This window comes from Tahibacter aquaticus, from assembly GCF_004363655.1.
Lineage (GTDB): Bacteria > Pseudomonadota > Gammaproteobacteria > Xanthomonadales > Rhodanobacteraceae > Tahibacter > Tahibacter aquaticus.
On the sequence record NZ_SNZH01000005.1, the window covers coordinates 1 to 21,508 of the forward strand.

The following is a 21,508-nucleotide window of genomic DNA, read 5'->3' on the forward strand; positions in this document are numbered from 1 at the left end:
GCGATCGCGCTGGTCTGCGCCTGCGGGTTGGGCACGGTATAGCCGTTGGTCTTGCCGCCGTGGCTCAGCGCGCTGCCGCGGATCGTGGCGTAGATATGGTCACCGTCGCGCTGCGCATCCGACAGCCGCTTGAGCACCACCGCACCGACGCCTTCGCCCGGGATATAGCCGTCGCCGCCTTCGCCGAAGCTCTGGCAGTGGCCATCGCCGGAGATGAACTGGCCGACGCTGAGCAGCAGGTATTTCTGCGGATGGATGCTGATGTTCACGCCGCCAACGATGGCGACGCGCGTACGCCCCTGGCGCAGGTCCTGGCAGGCGACATGGATCGCGGTCAGCGACGAGGAACACATGGTGTCCAGCGTCATGCTCGGTCCGTGCAAATCCAGCGCATACGAGACGCGGTTGGCGATGCTGGCGACGTTGCCGGAAAAGCCCATGCGCAGCGACTGCGTGTCGGCGGCGATGCCGAGCAGCTGGTACTCGCTCCACATCACGCCGACATACACGCCGACATCGCTGGCTGCACTGCCCGCGCCCCGCAGGCTGCTGCGGCAATAGCCTGCGTCTTCGACCGCCATCCAGGCGTGCTGCAGGAACAGGCGTTCCTGCGGATCAATGTATTTCGCTTCGCGCGGCGCGATATTGAAGAACTGCGGATCGAATTCGTCCACGCCGTCGATGAAGCCACCCCAGCGGCTGTAGTGGCGCCCGCCTTCGCTGCGGTCTGCACTGAAATGCTCGCGCCAGTCCCAGCGTTCCGCCGGCACTTCGACGATGCAGTCCTTGCCGTCGCGCAGGTTGTTCCAGTACGCGGCAATATCCGGCGATTCGGGATAGCGCCCGCTCAGGCCGACGATGGCGATCGGCTCGGCCAGCGCCGGCACCATGCCGGTCGAATTTCTATCATTTGTTGCAGCTGCCGCATCCGGTGCCTTGACGGCATCGGCCGGGCGCAGCGGCAGCAGGCGCGAACCCGCCGCCGCGGCGGGCTTGGCGGCGGTGGGCGCCGGGCTGCTGTCGGCCGCTGCCGTCCTGACGAACATGCCGTTGAGCACTGCCGCATGCGCGTCGAGGAAATGCCCGGCGAGTTCGGCAATGCTGCGGTATTCGAACAGCAAGGTCTTGGACAGCGAGCCGAAAGTCTTTTCCAGCTGGTTGGTCAGGCGCATCGCGAGTATCGAATCGATGCCGTACTGGTCCAGCGGCGCCTGCACATCGATGCGGTGCGACGACAGTTTCAGCAGCTGCGAGAACTGCCGGCGCAGCCAGTCCTGGGTCTTGTCCTTGAGTTCCTGGCCGTCCAGCGCCTGGCCCGGCGCCAGCACCGGCGGCGCTGCCACGGCGACTGGTGCGGCGAACGGCACACCGTCGAGCAGGCGCTGCAGCCTGGCCAACCGGCCCTGCAGCACCAGGCTGCGCGGCGCCCCCTGGGCCAGGCTGTGCTGGAGGGCGTGCAGGCCGTTGGCGCTGCTCAGCGGCTGCATGCCGGTGCTGCGTTCCAGTTCCACCTGCAGTGCGGCATCGAGCTGCATGCCGCCCGCCTGCCACAGCGGCCAGTTGATGGCCAGCGTGCGGCCGCGCCGCTCGCCCGCAGCGACACGCGCGCTGCGCCATTCGGCGAACTGGTCGAGAAAACCGTTTGCCGCGGCGTAGTCGGCCTGGCCGACATTGCCGAACGCGCCGGCCGTGGACGAGAACAGCACGAAGAAATCCAGGTCCAGCGCCGCGGTAGCCGTATCCAGCTGCAGGGCGGCAGCGACTTTCGGCTGCAGCACCGCGCGGAATTCCGCCGCGGTTTTGCGCACGATGAAGTTGTCCGCAATCATGCCGGCGCTGTGCACGATGCCGTGCAGCGCGCCGTGCACGCCGACAATGTCCGCGACCAGGGCCGCCACGTCGGTGGCGGCGTCGAGATCGACGGCGCGGTAGTGCACGCGTCCCGGCGCCAGCGTGGTCAAGGCATCGAGCCGCTGCCGGCGTTCGCCCGAGGGCGCGTCGCGGCCGCTCAGGATCACCTGTGCATGAGCGCTTTGTTCGAGGATGTTGCGCGCGAACAGGCTGCCGAGCCCGCCCAGGCCGCCGGTGATCAGATAGACGCCATGTTCCTTGAACGGCGCCGCCGCCTCGGTACTGGCCGCTTGCTCTTTCCAGCGCAGCCCTTGCGGCATACCGCGGCGGTCGAAGCGCAGCAGGCTCTGCGCCGGATGCGCCTGGGCCTGTTGTAACTGCTGCGCGAGAGCCGCGGCGTCGATGCCGGACTGGCTCTGCACGATCTGGCCGCAGAACAGCGGGTTTTCCAATGTGGCGGTTTTCAGTAAGGCTGACAGGCCGGCGAACAGCGCCTGGCCGGGTTCGTCGCCGAGCACGATCTGCAGCAATACCGGCGCGGCCGGCTTGCGTGCGAAAACCGCCTGGATCTGTTCGAAGCAGGCCAGTGCGTGGGCCGTGTAGCGCTGGGCCAGATCCTGCCCCGGCAGCGCCGGCCAGCTGTTGCAGACACTGCCGGGCAGCAGGGTCTGCAGCGCATCGGCGGCAACAGCGGGCAGTTCGCACAGGACGACCTGGCGTTCCGACCAGGGCGGATTTGTTGCTGTTTCCACAATGTCATGCCATTGCGGGGCGGCGAGCAGCAGCCCGCTTGCCTCGCTGACAGGTTTTGCCTCGGGCTGTCCCACGGCACGGGCGGAAAACCCGCGCAGCTGCACGCAGACATTGCCATCAGCGTCGCACAGATCGATATCGAGCCGGCTGACGGCGGCGTCCACGCTGCTGCCCGGTGCCGGACGCACCCAGGCCCAGACCGCAGCGGGACAGGCACTGAAGATGCGTAGCGTTTCCAGCGCGAACGGCAGCCGCGCCTGGCTGCTGCTGCCGGCGGCCAGGCCGATGCAGGCCTGCAGCGCGCCGTCCAGCAGGCTGGGATGAAGAACAAAGCGGCCGGCCTCGGCGCGCACGCCGGCGGGCAGTTCCAGTTGCGCCAGCAAGGCATCGCTGCCGCGCAATACCTGGCGCACCGCACGATGGGCCGGCCCGTAGACCAGGCCCATGCGGTCGAACGCGGCGTAGACCGCGTCCGCAGCAAGGACACCGCGGTCCATCGCTGCGCGCAGGCCCGCGATATCCAGCGTGTCCGGTGCCGCGGCCGCGACATAGGCGGCGCGGCCCTGGCAATGATCGTTCTGCCGCTCGCCTTCGCCGCTGGCGATGGCGAAATCGATCTCGCCGTCGGGCATGGCCGCCAGCACGATGCTGACCGGCAGCGGCGCGGCGCGCACGATCAGGGGCGACGCCCAGACGCTGTTGCGCAACTCCAGCACGGCGCCGCGCGCGGCAGCCGGCGTGGCCTGCTCTACCGCGGCGCGCGCCATTTCCAGATAGGCGACCGCAGGCAGCACGCGTTCGTCGACGCCACGCAGGCGCACCTTGTGATCGGCCAGGAACGGTTCCGCACCGCTGAGCAGCGAGCGGAAGCACTGCCGGCTCATGTCCGACACGTTCGCATGCAGCAGCGGATGCAGCTGTACCGCCGCAGCCGCGCTTTTGGTGGCCGGAGCCGGAGTCGCGATCCAGAAGCGCTCCTGGCCAAACGGATAGGTCGGCACGCTGGCGCGCCGTGCTCCACTGCGATGCAGCGGCGCCCAGTCGATATCGATGCCGGAAACCCAGAGCAGGCCGAGCTGGTCGAGGTCTTTCTCGTGCAGCGCCTGCTCGATCAGCTGGCGGCCGGAGCGGGTTTGCCACAGCGCCGCGCTGGCGCTGGCCATGCCGTCGCCAGACCAGGACTGGGCCGCATCCTTGCCGGCCAGCCACAACGCCAGCTTGCTTTTCAGTTCGGCGAAGCTGGCGATCTTCAGCGCGAGCCGCGCCTTCATCGGCGTACGGCCGAGCTGCCAGCTGCGCATCGCGGCGGCGAAATCGCCCATTGCGGCGCCGTCGCACCAGTCCAGCACGCGCTGCGCATAGGCGCGCAGGCGTTCCCGGTCCGGCGCCGACAGCACGAACAGCTGCGGTGCACTGTCGTCGGCGGCCGCCGCGCGTGCAACGAATTCCTCGATCACGACATGCGCGTTGGCGCCGCCGGAACCGAAGCTGCTTACGCCGGCCAGCAGCACCGGCGCATTCCAGTCGCGCAGGCTGTCGTGGATGTAGAGCGCGTCGCCGAGTTCGATCTTGGGATTGAGCGCGCCGAAATTCACTGTCGCCGGCAGCTGGCGGTGCTGCATGGCCAGGATGACCTTGAGCACGCCGGCCAGGCCGGCGGCAGACTCCAGATGGCCGAGATTGCTCTTCAGCGAGCCCAGGCCGCAGGCACCGCGCTGCGCTGCGCTGTTGTGCTGCGCATAGGCTGACTGGATGCCCTGCACTTCGATCGGGTCGCCCAGCGACGTGCCCGTGCCGTGCGCTTCGATGTAGCTGAGCTGGCGCGCGCGCACGCCGGCATCGTCCCAGGCGGCCATCAGCAGTTCGCGCTGCTTGACCGGGTTGGGCACGGTCAGGCCGCCGGCGAGGCCGCCGTGGTTGATGGCCGAACCCTTGATCACGGCATGCACCCGGTCGCCGTCGGCGATGGCCCGGCGCAGCGGCTTGATCAGCAATGCCACCGCACCTTCAGCACGTACATAACCGTTGGCGCGTGCGTCGAATACCTTGCAGCGGCCATCCGGCGCGAGCATGCCAGCCTTGTGATAGGCCAGCGACAGATCGGGATGGCAGATCAGGTTGACGCCGGCCACCAGCGCGCTGCTGCATTCGTTGCGTCGCAGCGACTGCATCGCTGTATGCAGCGCCACCAGCGACGACGAGCAGGCCGTGTCGATCAGCAGGCTGGGCCCGCTCAGGTCGAAGAAATACGACACGCGGTTGGCGATGACCGCCAGCGAACTGGCCACGCCCAGGTGCGCTTCCACTTCCACGCCCGCATCCTGCAGCAGACGGCTGTAGTCGCTGTTGCTGGCGCCGACGAAGACGCCGACCGCGCTGCCGGCGATATCGGCCGGCCGCAGGTTGGCGTCTTCCAGGCAGGACCAGGCCAGCTGCAGCACCAGGCGCTGCTGCGGGTCCATCAGCTGCGCTTCGGCCGGCGAGATGCGGAAGAACGCCGCGTCGAACGCATCGGCGTCGCTGACGAAGCCGCCCTGGTCTATGCCCGGCCACTCGGCCGGATCGGGCCAGCTGCCGCGCTGCGGCGGATACGCGCCGATCACGCAGCGCCCTTCGGCCAGTACATTCCACAAATCCACAGGTGATGAAATACCGCCCGGCAGGCGGCACGACAGGCCGATCACGGCGATGTCGGTCTCGGCGGCCGTAGTCGTGCGCGCCGGCGCGTTGCGCTGTGGCGCCGGCACCGCTGCGGACGCGGGCGCAGCAACCGTTACAGCGGCACGGCGCGACGGCACCGGCTCGGCTGGTTCGCGGCCCAGCTTCACCGCGACCTTGGCAACGCTGTTGAATTCGAAGAAGAACGACGTGGGCAGGCGCTGGCCGCATTCCTGTTCCAGCAACTGCTGCAATTGCAGCAGGCCGGCGGAATCCACGCCCATTTCCATGAACGGCCGCTCGGTGGCGAAGGCCGCGGCTTCGTCGGCCAGCAGGGCCAGCACCTGCTCGCGCAGGAAATCGCGGATCTGTTCGCGGCTGCGCGTAGGCAGCGCGGCGCTGGCGCCCTCGTCGTGCTGCCCGCGCTGGCGCAGCTGCTCGGCCCGCGCCAGGATGTCGTAGGACACCAGCACGCCGTGGGTCTGGTTCTGCGTATCGTCGGGACGGTAGCCGCGCACCAGCCGCGCGATCGACGCGCCGTGGCTGTGATGGAAGGCCAGCACCGGATCCTGGCCGGCGCCGCTGCGCCGGATGTAATCCTCAAGCGTCTCGCCCAGGCTGGCGTCGTAGCGCTTGCACAAGGTCACGCCGACCACGCGGCGCACGCCCGGCAGCAGGCTGCAGCGCTGCAGCATGAATTCGAGCAGCTGGTCGCCGTAGCGCAGGTTCTGCGCCTGCGGATCGATGTTCACCGCCAGCAGCTGCACCACCGCGCCGTCGGCGCGGTGCAGTTCGTGCACGTTGGACGCCTTGCGTCCGATCAGCGCTTCGGCCGACGCGATGCGCTGGCTGTAGACGACGCCGAGCACCTGGCCTTCGCGTTCCAGCACGAACTGGCCCTGCGGATGGTTTTCGATGCGTGCACGGATCGTCGCCTCGGAACTCTGCGTGTGCTGCCAGCACAGCTGTTCCAGCTCGACCAGGCGCGCGATATCGTCTGCGGCCGCATGACGAATGCGGTAGGCACGGCGGCCAAGCAGATGCAGGCTCGCGCTGCAGGCCGGCGACACGGCCGGATAGCGGCGCACATGGCCGTCGTTGAACCAGCCACAGCGCGCGGCGAGGCAAAGAAACGCTTCGGCACTGATCAGCTCGCGCCCGCTCAGCGCGTCCAGGCCTTCGAGGCAGGCATTGTCGATCGATGTTGCCGGCAACGCAGCGGCGTCCGTCGCGTGCGACTGCAGCCACAGCAGCTGAGCGACCGAATCCAGCTCGGCCCAGCGCTGCAGTTCCTGCTGCCAGCCGGAAAGCACGGCGATGGCCGCGCGCGGGCTGCCGTCTGCGGCGAGGTACGGCGGTTGCTCGCCAGCGAGTACATGCAGCCCTGGGTCCGCCGGCACGGTGCTGTCGGTGCGTTCCAGGCCGGCATGCACGACCAGCAGACGTTCGCCGGCATTTTCCTGCTGCGCGCACCGGTACAGCGACGGCGATTGCGCCGCGTCGGCCGCGATGACCCGTGCCGGTGCGCTCTGCGCATTCGCGGCATCGACATTCCAGTCGCTGGCCGCCTGCACCACGGCGGCGAACAGTGCATCGCCAGCCTCGCCGGCGATACCGGCGCAGGATTCGCCAGCCGTGGCGAACAGCACCTGCAGGTCGCTGCGCAGATCATCGAAGAAATCGGCGCGGGCGCTGTCGGCGAAGGCCAGCGCGCGTTCCAGACGTTGCGCTGCGCTGCTGTGCTGCGCGCGGTATCCGGCCAGCGCCGTCGTGTCGCCGCGCACGATCGATTCCAGCGCCGCGAGCAGCGGCCGGTAGCCGGTCAGCGTGGCCAGCACGGGCGAATGCAGCAGATCCACCGCCCGCGGCGTCAGCGCATCGGCGGCTTCGTCGAGCCAGCCCTGCGCCACGAAACGCTGCTGCAGCGCGGTGGCGAGATCGGGCTGCAGACGTTTCAGTGCGGCGCTCACGCGGCTGCAGTCCAGCGTCTTCAGCAGCGCGGCGACCAGCACGTCCAGCGCGCCGTTGGCGAGGAATTCCCACTCGCCGGGCCTGCCGCCGCCCTGCCCCGGCAACTGGCGCATCAGCGCGGCCAGTGACAGCGCCGCTTCGCCGTCGCGCAGGGCTGACGGCGCCTGCGCATTCAGCGCGGCGAACGCGTCGAGCGGCGCCGCCGGCAGCACGTCCTGCGCCAGGCGCCAGGCGCCGTCGTCGCCGCGCTGCAGCCAGCCCAGCGCCTGCAGACTGCGCAGCACGGCCTGAAGTGGAGCGGCGTCCAGATCCAGAGCACGCGCCAGCGTTTCGCCGTCGAGTCCTTGCCCTGTCGCGAGACGATCGAAAACACCCAGACGCCGGCAACACGCGATCAACGCGGTTGCCAGGTAGCCGTAGCAGCACTGAATCGGTTCCACGAATCCTCCACCCCATGCCGTTCACGGGAGCCGCTGTGCGCGTACTGCCCGCCTGTCCTTCTGTCGTTCTGTATCGGCGAAAACCCGACGCTGTTCGTTCCGCTTCCGTGCGGAACGGCACCTCGTCGCGTTGTCGTTTGTCGCCAGCGGCGCCCCCCGACGCCGCTGGCGCATCAGAACGTCATGCGTTCGTACTCATCGCCGGTGGCGCTGTCCTGCCAGACGATGCTTTCCAATACTTCCCGCGCGCTTTCGCGCCGCTGCACCGGCTCGGCCGGCGTACCCAGGCCGTCGGGCACATCTGCCGCCGCAGCGGCCGCGGTGTCGCCGTCGCCGAACTCCGGCAAGACCGCCGTCGCCATGGCGCGGCCGATCGCACTGGGGCAGGTTTCGCCCAGATAGGCGGCAAAGCGCGCAATGGTCGGGTACTCGAAGATCAGGCTGGGCGACAGATCCAGCTCCAGCCGCCGGTTGACTTCGCGCACCAGCGAGGCAATGCCCAGCGAGGTCACGCCCAGCTCCAGCAGGTTCCTGTCGCCCGGCAGTTGCGCGGCCGGTATCTGCAGCTGGCGGGCAAGTTCCTCGCCGATCAATTGCGCGGCCAGATCCGCGGCGCTGCGCAGGCCGGCCAGGCGCGCCGTCGACGGCGGCTTCCGGCTGGCGGCAGTACGTGCGGGCGCCGGGCTTTCCGTCGCCGCTGCGTCCGCCGCGGCCACGGTGTCGACCCAGTGGCGCTCGCGCGCAAACGGATACGTCGGCAGGTTGATGCGTGGCGGCAGCGCGCCGGCATACAGCGCCAGCCAGTCGATATCGACGCCCTGGGTCCACAATTCCAGCAGCGGGCCCAGGTCGTTGCTCGACAGCCATTTCGACACGATCATCGCCTTGATGTCAGCGTCGCGATTGATCAGGCCGACGCTGTCGGAGTCGCGCTCGCCGCGGCTGCGGTAGGCCGCGGCGATCGCGCCGTCGCCGGCGACGAAGGCCTGCAGCCTGGCCGCCAGGTCCGCCACCGAGTCGACCACGAAGGCGAGCCGCTCGCGCAGGTTCTCGCGCCCGACCTGCAAGGTCGCCGCGATGCGCGCGAGCGGCGCTGCGGCCATGTTCCCACTGGCCTGCAGATAGGCCAGCAGATCGCCGGCCCGCGCCACCAGCTGTTCCGGCGTCTTGGCCGACAGCACGATCAGGCGCGCGAGTTTCTGTGCATGCGGTGCGTTCGCTGCGAGCGCCTGGCTTGCGCGGTATTCCTGCACCACCAGATGCGCGTTGACGCCGCCGAAACCGAGCGAGCTGATACCGGCGGTGAGCGGCAGTGCGGCGCCGGCAGCGTCGCTGCAGGCGGTCCAGTCCTGCGTGCCCCGGGCGATATGGAACGGACTGTCGTCCAGGCGGATCTGCGGATTCAGTTGCTCGAAGTGCAGCACGCCCGGAATCTTGCGGTGGCGCATCGCCAGCACGGTCTTGATCAGCGAAGTGACGCCGGAAGCCGCTTCGAGATGACCGATGTTGGTCTTGATCGAACCGACCGCGCAGCGCGCCGTCGTGGCCACGCCCAGTTCGCGGAAGGCCTTCTTCAGGCCATTCAGTTCGACTGCATCGCCCATGGCCGTGCCGGTGCCGTGCGCTTCGATCAGGCCGACCTGGCCTGCATCGACCGCGGCGCGGCGATACACGTCGACCAGCAGCTCGGCCTGCGCATTCGGATTCGGCGCCGTCAGCGACATGGCGCGGCCGCCGTGATTCACACCGCTGCCCTTGACCACGGCGTAGATCGTGTCGCCGTCAGCGACGGCCTGGTCCAGGCGCTTGAGCAGCACCGCGGCGCAGCCTTCGCCGCGCACGTAGCCGTCGGCGCGGTGATCGAAGGTCTTGCAGCGGCCGTCGGCGGCGAGCATGCCGGCACTGCCCAGGGCCAGCTGCAGCGACGGCGTCAGCAGCACATTGGTGCCGCCGGCTATCGCCGCTGTGCAGTGGCCGCTGGCAACGCTTTCCGCGGCCCGGTGGATAGCCACCAGGGAACTGGAGCAGGCCGTGTCGATGGCTTCACTGGGGCCTCGCAGGTCGAGCAGGTAGGACAGGCGGTTCGGCAGCACGCAATGTGCCATGCCGGTGGCGGAGTAGCCGACGACTTCGGTGTCGGCATCGCGCAGCAGTTCCACATAGTCGAAGCCGCCCAGGCCGACGAAGACGCCGGTACGCGTGCCGGCCAGCTCGGAGGCACGATGACCAGAATCCTCGATCGCATTCCAGGCGACCTGCAGGAACAAGCGCTGCTGCGGGTCCATCAGCGCCGCTTCCAGCGCGCCTATGCCGAAGAACGGCGCATCGAATTTGTCCACATTACGCAGGAATCCACCCCAGCGCGCCGCCGTGGTGTTGCGCTGCGCGCCGCTGTCGGCGTGATGCGCGCGCCAGTCCCAGCGCTCCGGCGGAATCTCCGAGACCAGGTCGGCGCCGGCCAGGATCTGCTGCCACAGCTCGTCCGGCGTGTCGGCGCCCGGGAATACGCCGGCGATGCCGACGATGGCGACCGGTACCAGGCTCGCCGCCGGTGCGGCGGCGATGTCGGTCCCGCCTGTATCGGCCAGCGGGCGCACCGCTTCGGACACGTCGACGGTTGTCGCGTCGAATGCATCGGCGTAGAACGGCCGCAGTTCGGCTGCATGCGTGCTGGCGAGGTAGCCGCTCAGCGCATCGAAGGTCGGGTATTCGAACACGACGGCCGGCGCCAGGCTCAGCGCATAGCTGTCGTTGAGGCGGCGGAACAGGTTCGCCACGCCCAGCGAATCGAGGCCGTATTCGCTCAGGTTCACGTCGGCCACGATCTGCTGCGGACTGACCAGCAATACCTCGGCGACGATGCGCAGCAGATCGCTGCGCAGGCGGCGCACGAACTCCGCATCGTTACGCGGTGCCGCAGCGCTGTGCGCTGGTGCACGCAGTGCCGGCGCCGCGGCTGCCGGGGCCAGGCCGAGCACGCGGTCGATCTTGGCCGGGTTACCGTGCATCACCAGCAGCTGCGTTTCGCCGCCGAGCAGGGCCGCGGCAAACGCGGCCAGGCCTGCATCGGTATCCAGCGCGTACATGCCGGAGGATTCCTGCAGCATGGCCTTGGTCTTGGCATCGAGCTGTATGCCCTTGATGCGTTCGACCTGCATGCCGCCGTCCTGCCATAGCGGCCAGTCGATGGCGAGCGTACGGCCGCGGCGCTGCTGCTGCGCGACGAGCCGCTCGCGCAACGCCGCGTAGTGGTGCTGGAAGCCATTGGCATAGGCATAGTCGCACTGGCCGGAACTGCCCAGTTCCGCTGCGAGCGAGGAAAACAGCACGAAGAAATCCAGGTCGTCCGACTGGCTGGCCTGGTCCAGGTGGATGGTGCCGTAGAGCTTCGGCGCACAGGTTGCGTCGAAATCCACAACCGTCTTGCGTTCGATCGGCGCATCGCGGATCACACCGGCCGCGTGCACGATGCCGTGGATGCTGCCGAAGCGCTCGCGCACCTGCTGCAGCAGCGCCTGCGCCGCGTCGCGCTGGCCGACATCACCGCGCAGATAGGCGACTTGCGCGCCCAAGGCTTCGAGTTCGGCGAGCTTGGCGGTCTGCGCCGCATCGAGTTGCGAACGGCCGATCAGGGCCAGATTCACCTTGGCTTGCGAGGCGAGGAATTTCGCCACGATCAGGCCAAGGCCACCGGCACCGCCCGTAATCACGTAGGTGCCGCGTTCGCGCACGGCCGCAGGCAGGGCCACGGACGGCGTCCACGGCTGCAGGCTGCGCACCAGGCGCTGCTGTGCCGTGTAGCGGATTTCCATATTGCCGCGCGCGTCATCGGCCAGTTCCGCGATCAGGCGGTCGACCGCCGTTTCGTCCGGCATGCCGGACGAAACGGCCACGCCGATGGCGATGCACTTGCTGCTCAGTTGCGGAATTTCCAGCGCGGCGCTGCGCACAAAACTCGCCAGGGCCGCGTGCTGCGGCTGCGCCTGGCCCGCATCGGCCGGGATCAGGCAGAACAGGTTCGTCGCGAACGCCGGAGCTGCAGCGGCCTTGTCCGCCTGCGCGGCGCCGGCCAGGGTCTGGCCCAGGGCAAACAGTGAGCCCACGCCGTGATCGAGACCGGCACGCAGTGCGTCTGCATCGAGCACACTCTCGCTGCCGCTCCAGGCATGCACGATATGCCGCGGCCGCAGGCCTTGCGTCTGCAGCGCGGCAAACAGCGCGGCGTAGTCGGCATGCTGCGCGGGCTGCAGCCGATACGTATCGGCGGAAAGCGCCTGGAAACTGTCGCCCGGCTGCACCAGCACGATGGCTGGCACGGCCCTGCCCTGTTCGCCCAGGCGACGGCGCAGCTGTTCGCGCAGTGCTTCACCATGGGCGAGCAGCAGGATCGGTGCCGCCGACATGCCCGCCGCCGCGCTCGCGGCGAGCGGGGTTTCCTGCCACACGCTGCGGTAGTACAGGGTCTGCGGTGCAGCGCTTGTCGCGACGGCTGCCGTGGCGGCGACAGTGGCCGTGCGGGCGGGCGCAGCCGCAGCTGCCGTTGCACCGGTAAACGCCGGCGTTGCCGCATCACTGCGGCGGAAACCTTCCACGCCGGGAATCCAGCAGCGCTCGCGCGCGAACGGATAGGTCGGCAAGGCGATGCGCCGCGGCGTGCGCAGGCGCGGCAAGCGGCGCCAGTCGATGTCTGCGCCGTTCACCCAGACCGCGGCCAGCGCGGCCAGATCCTGCGCTTCGATCAGCGCCTGCACCGTTGCCGCGTCGGCGATGGGCGGTGCGTCCTTGCGTGCACGGCTGCTGCCGCGGCTGACGCCGGATGCCGCATTGCCGTCGAGGAACGCGCGCAGCTTGCCGCGCACGTCGTCGATCGTCGCGGCGACGAAGGCCAGGCGCTCGGGCATCTCGTCCCTGCCCACCTGCAAGGTATAGGCGAAGTCGAGCAGGTCCGGCGCATCGGCTTCGGCGCGTTCCAGCATCGCTTCCGCATAGGCATGCAGGCGGTCGTCGGTCTTGGCCGACAGCACGACCAGCTGCGGCCCAACCGTGTCGTTGTATACACGTTCGGCAGACGCCAGATGTTCTTCCAGCACGATATGCGCGTTGGCACCGCCGAAACCGAACGAGCTGACGCCGGCACGGCGCGGCAGCACGCTGCCGTCCCTGCCCTGCGGCGACTGCCAGTCGCGCGTCTTGTCGGCGATGTAGAACGGCGTGCCGGCCAGGTTGATGTAGGGGTTGATTTCCTCGAAGTGCACATTGGCCGGAATCTGCCGATGGCGGATCGCCAGCAGCACCCGCAGGATGCCGGCAATACCAGCGGCGGTTTCCAGATGGCCGATATTGGTCTTGGCGGAACTCAGGCCGACGTGCGGCACAACGGCCGGCGCATGATCGTGGCGCTTGTACAGCTCACTGAACGCCTTGGTCAGCGCCTGGATCTCGATCGGATCGCCCAGGCCGGTGCCGGTGCCATGGCATTCGATATAGCCGACCGTAGCCGGGTCCATCTGCGCCTTGTCGTAGGCGTCGACCAGCAGTTCGGCCTGGGCCGCGGAGTTCGGCGCGGTCAGCGTGGTGACACGGCCGCCGTGGTTTTCCGCGGTCGCACGCACTACGGCGTAGATATGGTCGCCGTCGGCTTCGGCCTTGGCCAGTGACTTGAGCAGGATCGCGCCGGAACCTTCGCCGCGCACGTAGCCGTTGGCGCGCTTGTCGAAGGTCTTGCACTTGCCATCGCTGCTGAGCATGCCGGCCATGCCGAACGAGATGTAGGCAGCGGGGCTGAGCATTACCTGCACCCCGCCGACGATGGCCATGTCGCAGCTGCCGGTGTGGATCGATTCGATGGCCCGGTGCAGCGCCACCAGCGAACTGGAACAGGCAGTGTCGATGGGCGCGCTGGGGCCGCGCAGGTTGAGCAGGAACGAGACGCGGTTGGCCAGTACCGAATGCGAATTGCCCGAGGCCGAATAGCCGTCCAGGCCGATGTTCAGCCGGTTCATCACATCGACGTAGTCATTCGTCGCGACACCGACGAACAGGCCGGTGCGCGTGCCGGACAGGTCCGACACGCGATGGCCGGAATCCTCGATCGCCTTCCACACGGTTTCCAGGAAGATGCGCTGCTGCGGGTCCATCATCTGCGCTTCGCGCTTGGAAATGCCGAAGAACAGCGCGTCGAACTTGTCGACCTCGCGCATGAAGCCGCCCCACTTGGAGTTCGACTTGTTCACTTCCTTGAACGGGTCGCCGTAGAACTCTTCCCAGTCCCAGCGATCCTCGGGAATGACGCTGATCAGGTCGTCGCCGTTCTTCAGGTGCTGCCAGAATTCGTCGAGATTGTCCGACTGCGGCATCACGCCGCTCATGCCGACGATGGCGATGGGCATGTCATCGAAACGGTTGACCGGCGCGGCGCGGCCAGCTGCTGCGTGCGGTGCCGCCTCGTAGGCGCGCGAGTCCCAGCCTTTGCTGATGCGCTGCGGCTGGCCGGAATCTACCGGCACAACCGGTGCGGCAGCACTCTTCGCCACCGTGCCGCCGCCAGCCGACGCATGTACGCGCGCCACTTCGGCGCTGCGTTCGGCAGCAAGGTATTTGGACACTTCCTGGATCGACGGATAGTCGAAGAACAGCACCGGCGTGACATCGACGCCGTACTTGTCGTTGATCTCGTTGGCGTAGGTGGTCAGGCCTATCGAATCGAAGCCCAGGTCCAGCAGCACGCTGTCCGGCGAGATATCCGCCGCGTCGAGCTTGAGGAACTCCATCGCCATGCGCGTGAGTTCCGCCTGCACCAGCGTGGCCATGTTCTGCTGTGTGCCGGGCGCCGCTGCAACAGTGGCTGCGGCAGCCGGCACCGGCTGGGGCTTCTTGCGCATGCCCCAGGCGATCTCGATCTTTTCCTGGTTGCCTTCCAGCACCGCGAGCTGGGTCGCATTGGAGGAGAGACCATTCACGAACGCGTCGATGCCGGTATCGGTGCCCAGCAGCTTGATGCCGAGGGTCTTGGTGAACATCTGCTCGGTCTGTTCGTCGACGCGCATACCGCCGTCGGCCCAGAGCGACCAGTTCAGGCTGAGTGCCTTGCCCGCACGCAGCCCCGCGCCACGCTGCTGTTCGCGGCGGAACGCGAACGAATCCATGAAGTGGTTGGCGTAGCCGTAGTCGCTCTGTCCGGCATTGCCGGTCACCGCAGCCATCGACGAGAACAGCACGAAGAAATCCAGCGGTTCGGCGCGGGTCGCCTCGTCCAGGTAGACCGTGCCGAACACCTTGGGTGCGAGTACCGCATCGAAATCCGCCGCGGGCTTGTTGCGCACGTAAGAATCGCGCAGCACGCCGGCGCTGTGGATGACGCCGTTGATTTCACCGAAGTGCTGCTTGCCGGTCGCCACCAGGCGCTGCACGTCGGCATTGCTGGACACATCGGCCTCGATATAGACCACTTCCGCGCCGAGCGCGCGCAGTTGCTCGAATTGCGCCTCGCGTTCGGCCGACGGCGCCGAACGGCCGGTCAGCAGCAAGCGGGCCTGGTAACGCCGCGCGAGGAATTCGGCAAAGATCAGCCCCAGCCCGCCGGCACCGCCGGTGATCAGGTAGACACCGCGCGCGCGTGGCGCATACGGCGTGGCCGTGTCCGCCGCGGCGGGCGCCAGGTCGAACAGTTTCAGCCGGCGCAGCTGGCGTTCGCCGCCGACGATGCGCAGCGCGACCGCGTCGCCCGCATCGGCGCGGAACTCGGCGCGCAGCGCGGCAAGCACACTGTCGCCATTGCCGTCGTAGCCGTTCAGCTCCAGCGTCTTGCACTGGACCTTGGGGAATTCCAGGTGCAGCGCGCGGAAAAAGCCGGCGACCGCGTCGTGCGTGACCGGCAGCTCGCCATCGCCGCTGGCGTGCAGGTAGACCAGCTGCAGCTTGTTGTCGAACTTGAGCTTGGTCAGCGCCTGGCACAACGGCAGCAGCGAGCGCACGCCGCTGGCCAAGGCCGCACCGATCGCGGCCTCGTCCAGCGCCGGCACCGGACCACCCAGCGGCCACGCGAAGCCGATATGGCGGAATGTGTACTTGCTCTCAACAATTGCATCGATTAATTGTGCAAAATGATCGAAATTTGCCGGATCGACAGCATAGGTATCGGCGTCGATGCGGGCAAACTGCGCTGCCGGACGCACCAGCACGACGCGCTGGACTGACCCGGCGGCGGCGAGCTGGCGGCGGTACAGCTCGCGCAGGGTGTCGTCGCGATCGAACAGCAGGATCGCGTCGCCCTGCTCCGGCGCCTCAGCCACGGCGAGGGCCGGTAATGGCGCGGCTTCCCATTCCGGTGCGTAGAACAGTCGTGCAAAACCGGCTTCGTCCTTGCGCGCGGGCTCCTTGTGCACCTCGGCAATCGGCACGCCGGTCGCCTCGCGGATGCGCACCAGGATCTTGCCGTCGTCGTCGAGAATCAGCACGTTCTTGCGCGAGACGCGGGAATTCTCCACGCGCCCGTCGGTCATCTCGGTGACGTAGCTCCAGCAGCGCGGCTGCAGCGGATGGATGACTTCCACTTCGCCGATGGAGAACGGCACCAGCATTTCGGAACTGGCGCCGCCGAGCTGCGCGGCAACGCCAGCCTGCAGCGCGCCGTCGATCAGCGAGGGATGCAGCAGCAGCGACTGCAGGTCGTCCAGCCGCGCCGGCGGCAATTGCAGCAGGCCGAGGGTCTCGCTATCGCTGCGGTAGACCTCCTGCAACGACTGGAAGCCCGGGCCCAGATCCAGGCCGAAGGACTTGAACAGCGGATAGGCGTCGCGCCCGTTCATGACCTTGGCGCAGCGCGCCCGGATCGCGGCCAGGTCGACGTACTCGTCTGCGGCAGCGAGTTCGCTCTCGCTGGCGTAGAGAATCTTGCCCTGGGAATGCAGCACTTTCTTGCCGCTGTCGCCGTCGCTGAAGACCTCGAACTGGATCGCGTCGTGGGAGGGCTTGAGTTCCACCCATGCCTCTGCTGGCACATCGCGCACGGCGATCGGGCTGACCCACAGGATATTGCGCAGGCGCCGCACTGGCCGGCCCGCAGCCAGTTCGCCGGCCTTGCGCGCCAGCTCCAGATACGCCACGCCGGGCAGGGTCGGTACATCCATGACGCGATGGTCGTAGATGAAGAATTCGCCGTCGTGGAAGGTCTTTTTGAACAGCTGGCGCTCGAAGGTCGACTCGTTGCTGTCAACCAGCGGATGAATGCCGCGGCGCGCGGCAAGCGCGGCCACGCTGCCGGCCGCCGTGACCGGCACCCAGTGGCGCTTGTCGGCAAACGGATAGGTCGGCAGCGAAACGCGCCGTCCGCTGCTGGCGCCGTTGATGCCACGCCAGTCCAGCAGCACGCCTTCGGCCCACAGGCGCGCAACCTTGCCCGCATCGCGGCGCCGCGACAGCAGGCCGATCACCTGCTCGCGTTCGCTGCGACTCATCAGCTTGAGAATCACGTCGGCATTCTTGACGTTGCCGATCACCACGCCTTCGTGCTTCTTGCCGGCGAGGAACGCGCCGATGCGCTCGACCAGCTCGGCGCGCGAACGCGCCAACAGTGCAACGCGGAATTCGAACGGCTTGCGCCCGCACTGCAGAGTAAAGGCGATATCGCGCAGCGGCGCGACTGCGTCCGGTTGCTGCAGGTAGTCGCGCAGCCGCGTGGCCACGTCGACCAGCTGCGCCTCGGTGCGCGCCGACAGCGGAAAGATATGCGTCTCGCGATCCGCCGCGGATTCCGCCGCGGCAGCGTCGCCGGCATAGCTTTCGAGGATGACATGCGCATTCGAGCCGCCGGCGCCGAACGAGCTGATGCCGGCGCGCAGCGGCTGCGCCAGGCCGTCGACCTGCAGCGGCAGCCAGTCCTGCAGCTGCTGCTGCACGCGGAACGGCGAGGTGTCGAAATCGATATGTTCGTTGAGCACGGCCGAATGCAGCGATGGCACCAGCTGGCGATGCTGCATCTGCAGCAGCACCTTGCTCAGGCTGGCGACACCGGCTGCCGCTTCGAGATGGCCGATATTGGTCTTCAGCGAACCGACCGCACAGGCATGCGTGGCGACACCCTGGCCGTCGAAGGCATTGTTCAGCGCGGCGATTTCCAGCGGATCGCCCAGCTCGGTGCCGGTGCCATGCGCTTCGATGTAGCCGATGCTGGCGGCACTGACCTCGGCCCGCTCCAGCGCGGCACGGATCAGGTTGGTCTGCGCCTTGGGATTGGGTACGACGAAACCGCTGGTACGCCCGCCGTGATTGACGGCGATGCCCTTGATGACGCCGTAGATGTGATCGCCGTCGGCGACCGCCTGCGCCAGCGGCTTGATATACACCGCGCCGACACCTTCGCCGGCGACGTAGCCGTTGGCACCGTGGCCGAAGCTGCGGCAGACGCCATCCTTGGACAGCGCACCGCCGGACCAGTTGATGTCCCACTTGCTCTGGTGCAGATCCAGGTTCACGCCGCCGACGATGGCTGAATTGCATTCGCCCGCGTAGATCGCTTCGCAGGCCAGGTACAAGGCCGTCAGGCTGGAAGAGCAGGCGGTATCGATGGTCAGGCTGGGACCGGAAAAATTCATGCCGTAGGAGACGCGGTTGGCGATGCTCCAGAGGAACGAACTCGGCGCCTGCGTGCCACCGAGGTGCTTTTCCTCGACGCCGACCGTCTGGTAGGTGGCCCACACCGCGCCCACATACACGCCGACATTGCTGCCGCCCTCGTCACGGTTGAGCAGCTCGGGGTAGTAGCCGGCGTCTTCCAGCGTTTCCCAGGCCACTTCGGCGAACAGGCGTTCCTGCGGATCGAGCCGCTCGGCGTCCTTGGGCGGAATGTTGAAGAACAGCGAATCGAATTTGTCCACATCGGCGATAAAGCCACCGCGGTACTTGGCCGCTGGGCCGTAGCGCAGCCGCTGCTCGTAGCGATCGGCCGGCAGTTCCTCGATGCAATCCAGACCTTGCTTGAGGTTCTGCCACAGCTCGTCGATGTTCTTCGCCCTGGGATAGCGCCCGGCCATGCCGACTACGGCGATATCGCAAGTCCGGCGCGTGCTGCGCGCCTCGGTATCCGGTGTCGCCTGCATCGTGATCGAACCCCTGTTGATGCCTTCGCCGTCGGCCGCCGCAACCTGCACGGACTCGGCCTGCACGGGCGCAGCCTGCACCGGCTCGGCGTGCAGCGCGGCCTGGGACAACGGCGCGGGCGCATCAGCCGCCACGCGTGCAGCGCGGACGTTGTGGTAGTGCTTGAGCGTGTACTGCGTCGCCAGTTCGCCGAACGACGCGGGGGCGTCCTTGCGCGGCAACAGCTCGGGAATCGCGGTCATGTCGTGGAACAGCGCGGCCAGCCGCTGCGCAATCTGCGCCACGTCGCTGTCTTCGAGGCCCAGCGGCAAGGCCAGGCGTACCAGGTGCGAGGTTTCGCGACGGCGCTGCATGCCGACGCTGTGCGCGCCGGCGCGGATGCCGGTGTTGAGATAGAGACAGGCCAGGAACGAGGCGACTGGCAACTCGAAGCCGGCCACGGCCGGGATGCGCTTGACGTCGATCAGCACGCAGTGTCCGCCGGCCGGCTGCAGCACTGGCGCACCGCAGTCCTTCAGCGCCTGCCAGACCGTACGCACAGCCTGCATGCGCCGATCGACCGCGTTTTCGATGAAACGCCGATCACGCAGGGCCAGCGCGATCAATTTGCGTTCGAACAGATCCAGTCCGCTGCCTGCCTGCTCAACCGCGGCGCGCGCGGCGCGGTGCAGGGCCGCATCGTTGGTGGCGATCAGGCCGCCCATGCCAAGGCCGAAGTCCTTCGCCAGGCTGACCACGACGACATCGGCGCAGGCCAGCATCTCGCGCACCAGCTGCCACAGATCCTGTGCTGCACCGGCAGCGTCGTTGCGCTGCTGGAAGCGCGCGTTCTCGACGATGCGGGTTGCATCCAGCAGCAGCGGAATCGCATGCGGCGCAAGCCGGGCTTTCACCTGCTGCAGGTGCTGCAGCGATACCGGGTTGCCGCCGGCGGCGTTATTGCAGGTTTCGATGCAGACCAGCGCGATGGCGGCTGCATCGCCAGCCAGCGCAGCGTCGAGCGCAGCCAGGTCCAGCTCGCCCTTGCCTGCTTCGTCCGACTCGATACGGAACAGCACTGGACTGGGCAGTTCTTTGGGATCGAAGTCGTTGTCGATCTGATGATACAGATTGGTCGGAAACAGCAGGTTCTGCAGCACCTTGCCCTTGTTCGGCCAGGCGCGGTACAGCGCCTGCTCGGCGCTGCGGCCCGAGTCGGCCAGCACGAAATGGGCGAACGGGAAGATCTCCCGCAAGCTGCTTTCCGCGTCGGTGCAGCTTTGCAGCCGCGCATGCAGCCGCTGCATGCGCGATTCGATGGCAGGCAGCTTCAGCTGCGCCCAGGAGTCGGTCTTGAGATCGAACTCCACCTGCTCGGCACTCAGGAGGAGCGGATTGAAGCCAGCTTCCGCCAGCAGGCGCGCGCGCGGTTGCGGCAGCGCCGTCAAGCTGTCGTCGTGGCGGGAAAGTTCAGCAGAGTTTTTTTTTTCGTCCGCCGCAGCTGCCGCTGTTGCATCCGCCTCATCCGTCGCAGGAACGCTTTCCGCATCGCCCCTGGGGGTGAAGGCAGCCGGCTCCTGCTCGGACAGCACGGTGTGGTTCTCCACATCCGAAGTCTGCATGCGCAACGGATCGGCGATCATCATGATGATGTCGATGATGCTGTCGGGATTGCCGCAGCCCGCCTTGCGGCACAGAAAAATGCTCTGTGCCTGCGGACGGAATTTGTTCTTGAACTGGAAATTTCCCTGGTCGTTGAAAATTTCCTGCTTGTGCAGATCGTCCAGTATCTGGTCGACTTCCGCGTCCGCATTCGGCGATTGCTCGATGCGGCAGCCGTAGGTGCCGCCCAGGCTGAGCATGGTGCGGCCTTCGGCGACCAGGATCTCGATGATGCGCACGATGGCGAATTCCAGCCCGCCGCGCGGCATGTCGGGACCGTAGAATTCCAGGTCCATCAGGTAGCCGTTGTCGGAATCCGACAGCGGCGAAATCAGCACCACGTTCTGCAGCACGCCATCGACGCGCGTGAGGAACAGCCGGTGACGCTCGTGCAAGGTGCCGGCGAGGATTTCCTCGCGCGCACTGCGCACCAGCGGGTTGACCTTGGTCTTGCCCGCGCACCAGCTGTCGATGACTCGCGCGATGTCGGTATCGACAGCAGGGTCGGTACCGCAACGGTATTCGGCCACGCTGCAGCTGCCGGCTTTCTCGAAGGTACCGACCTGGTAGCGCAGACGGCGCATGGCGCCACCTTCGAGCGTGAACGACGGCAGGTCGAGAATGCGCTGCACGACACCGAACGGCGTGGCGGTAAACGCCACGTCGCCGATTGCCGCGATCGGCCGGTGCGACAGGATATTCAGCTGATAGCCCTTGCGTTCGCAGTGGGCCAGCAACTCGGCGGCGACAGTGGCAAAGTACTCGTCGCTGCCGGTATAGGCATACACCAGCAGGATCTTGCGATGGCGGCTGTAGTGAAAATAGCCGCGCCGCTCGCTGCCAATGAACAGGTTCGGTGCGATGTGCTTGATGCCGCGCGATGCCGAACCTTCGTTCTTGCAGGTATCGAACAGTTCCTGTGCCACGGCGGCCAGAGCCGGATGCGCAAGCACATCCTTCTCCAGCATCAGTATCGGCATCGGCGCCTGGACGGAGGTCTGCTGGCTATTTGCGGCCACGGCACTATGTCCACCATGAACTTCAGGTGAGCTGCTTGCGTCTTCCACAATGGCTTGCCTCAGAAAACGTGACGAACT

The 21,508-nt window shown here is 67.4% G+C and carries 2 protein-coding genes; both read right to left on the minus strand.

Features of this window, described 5'->3' with window-relative positions:
- The coding region (locus DFR29_RS09425; RefSeq protein ID WP_133818346.1) for an SDR family NAD(P)-dependent oxidoreductase at positions 1–7,673 on the minus strand (7,673 nt) is incomplete at its 3' end.
- A gap of 173 nt (positions 7,674–7,846) precedes the next feature.
- Positions 7,847–21,430 carry an SDR family NAD(P)-dependent oxidoreductase gene (locus DFR29_RS09430; RefSeq protein WP_133818347.1) on the minus strand — a complete coding sequence of 4,528 codons (13,584 nt, stop codon included), beginning with the start codon at positions 21,428–21,430 and terminating at the stop codon, positions 7,847–7,849.
- Positions 21,431–21,508: the final 78 nt, after the last annotated feature.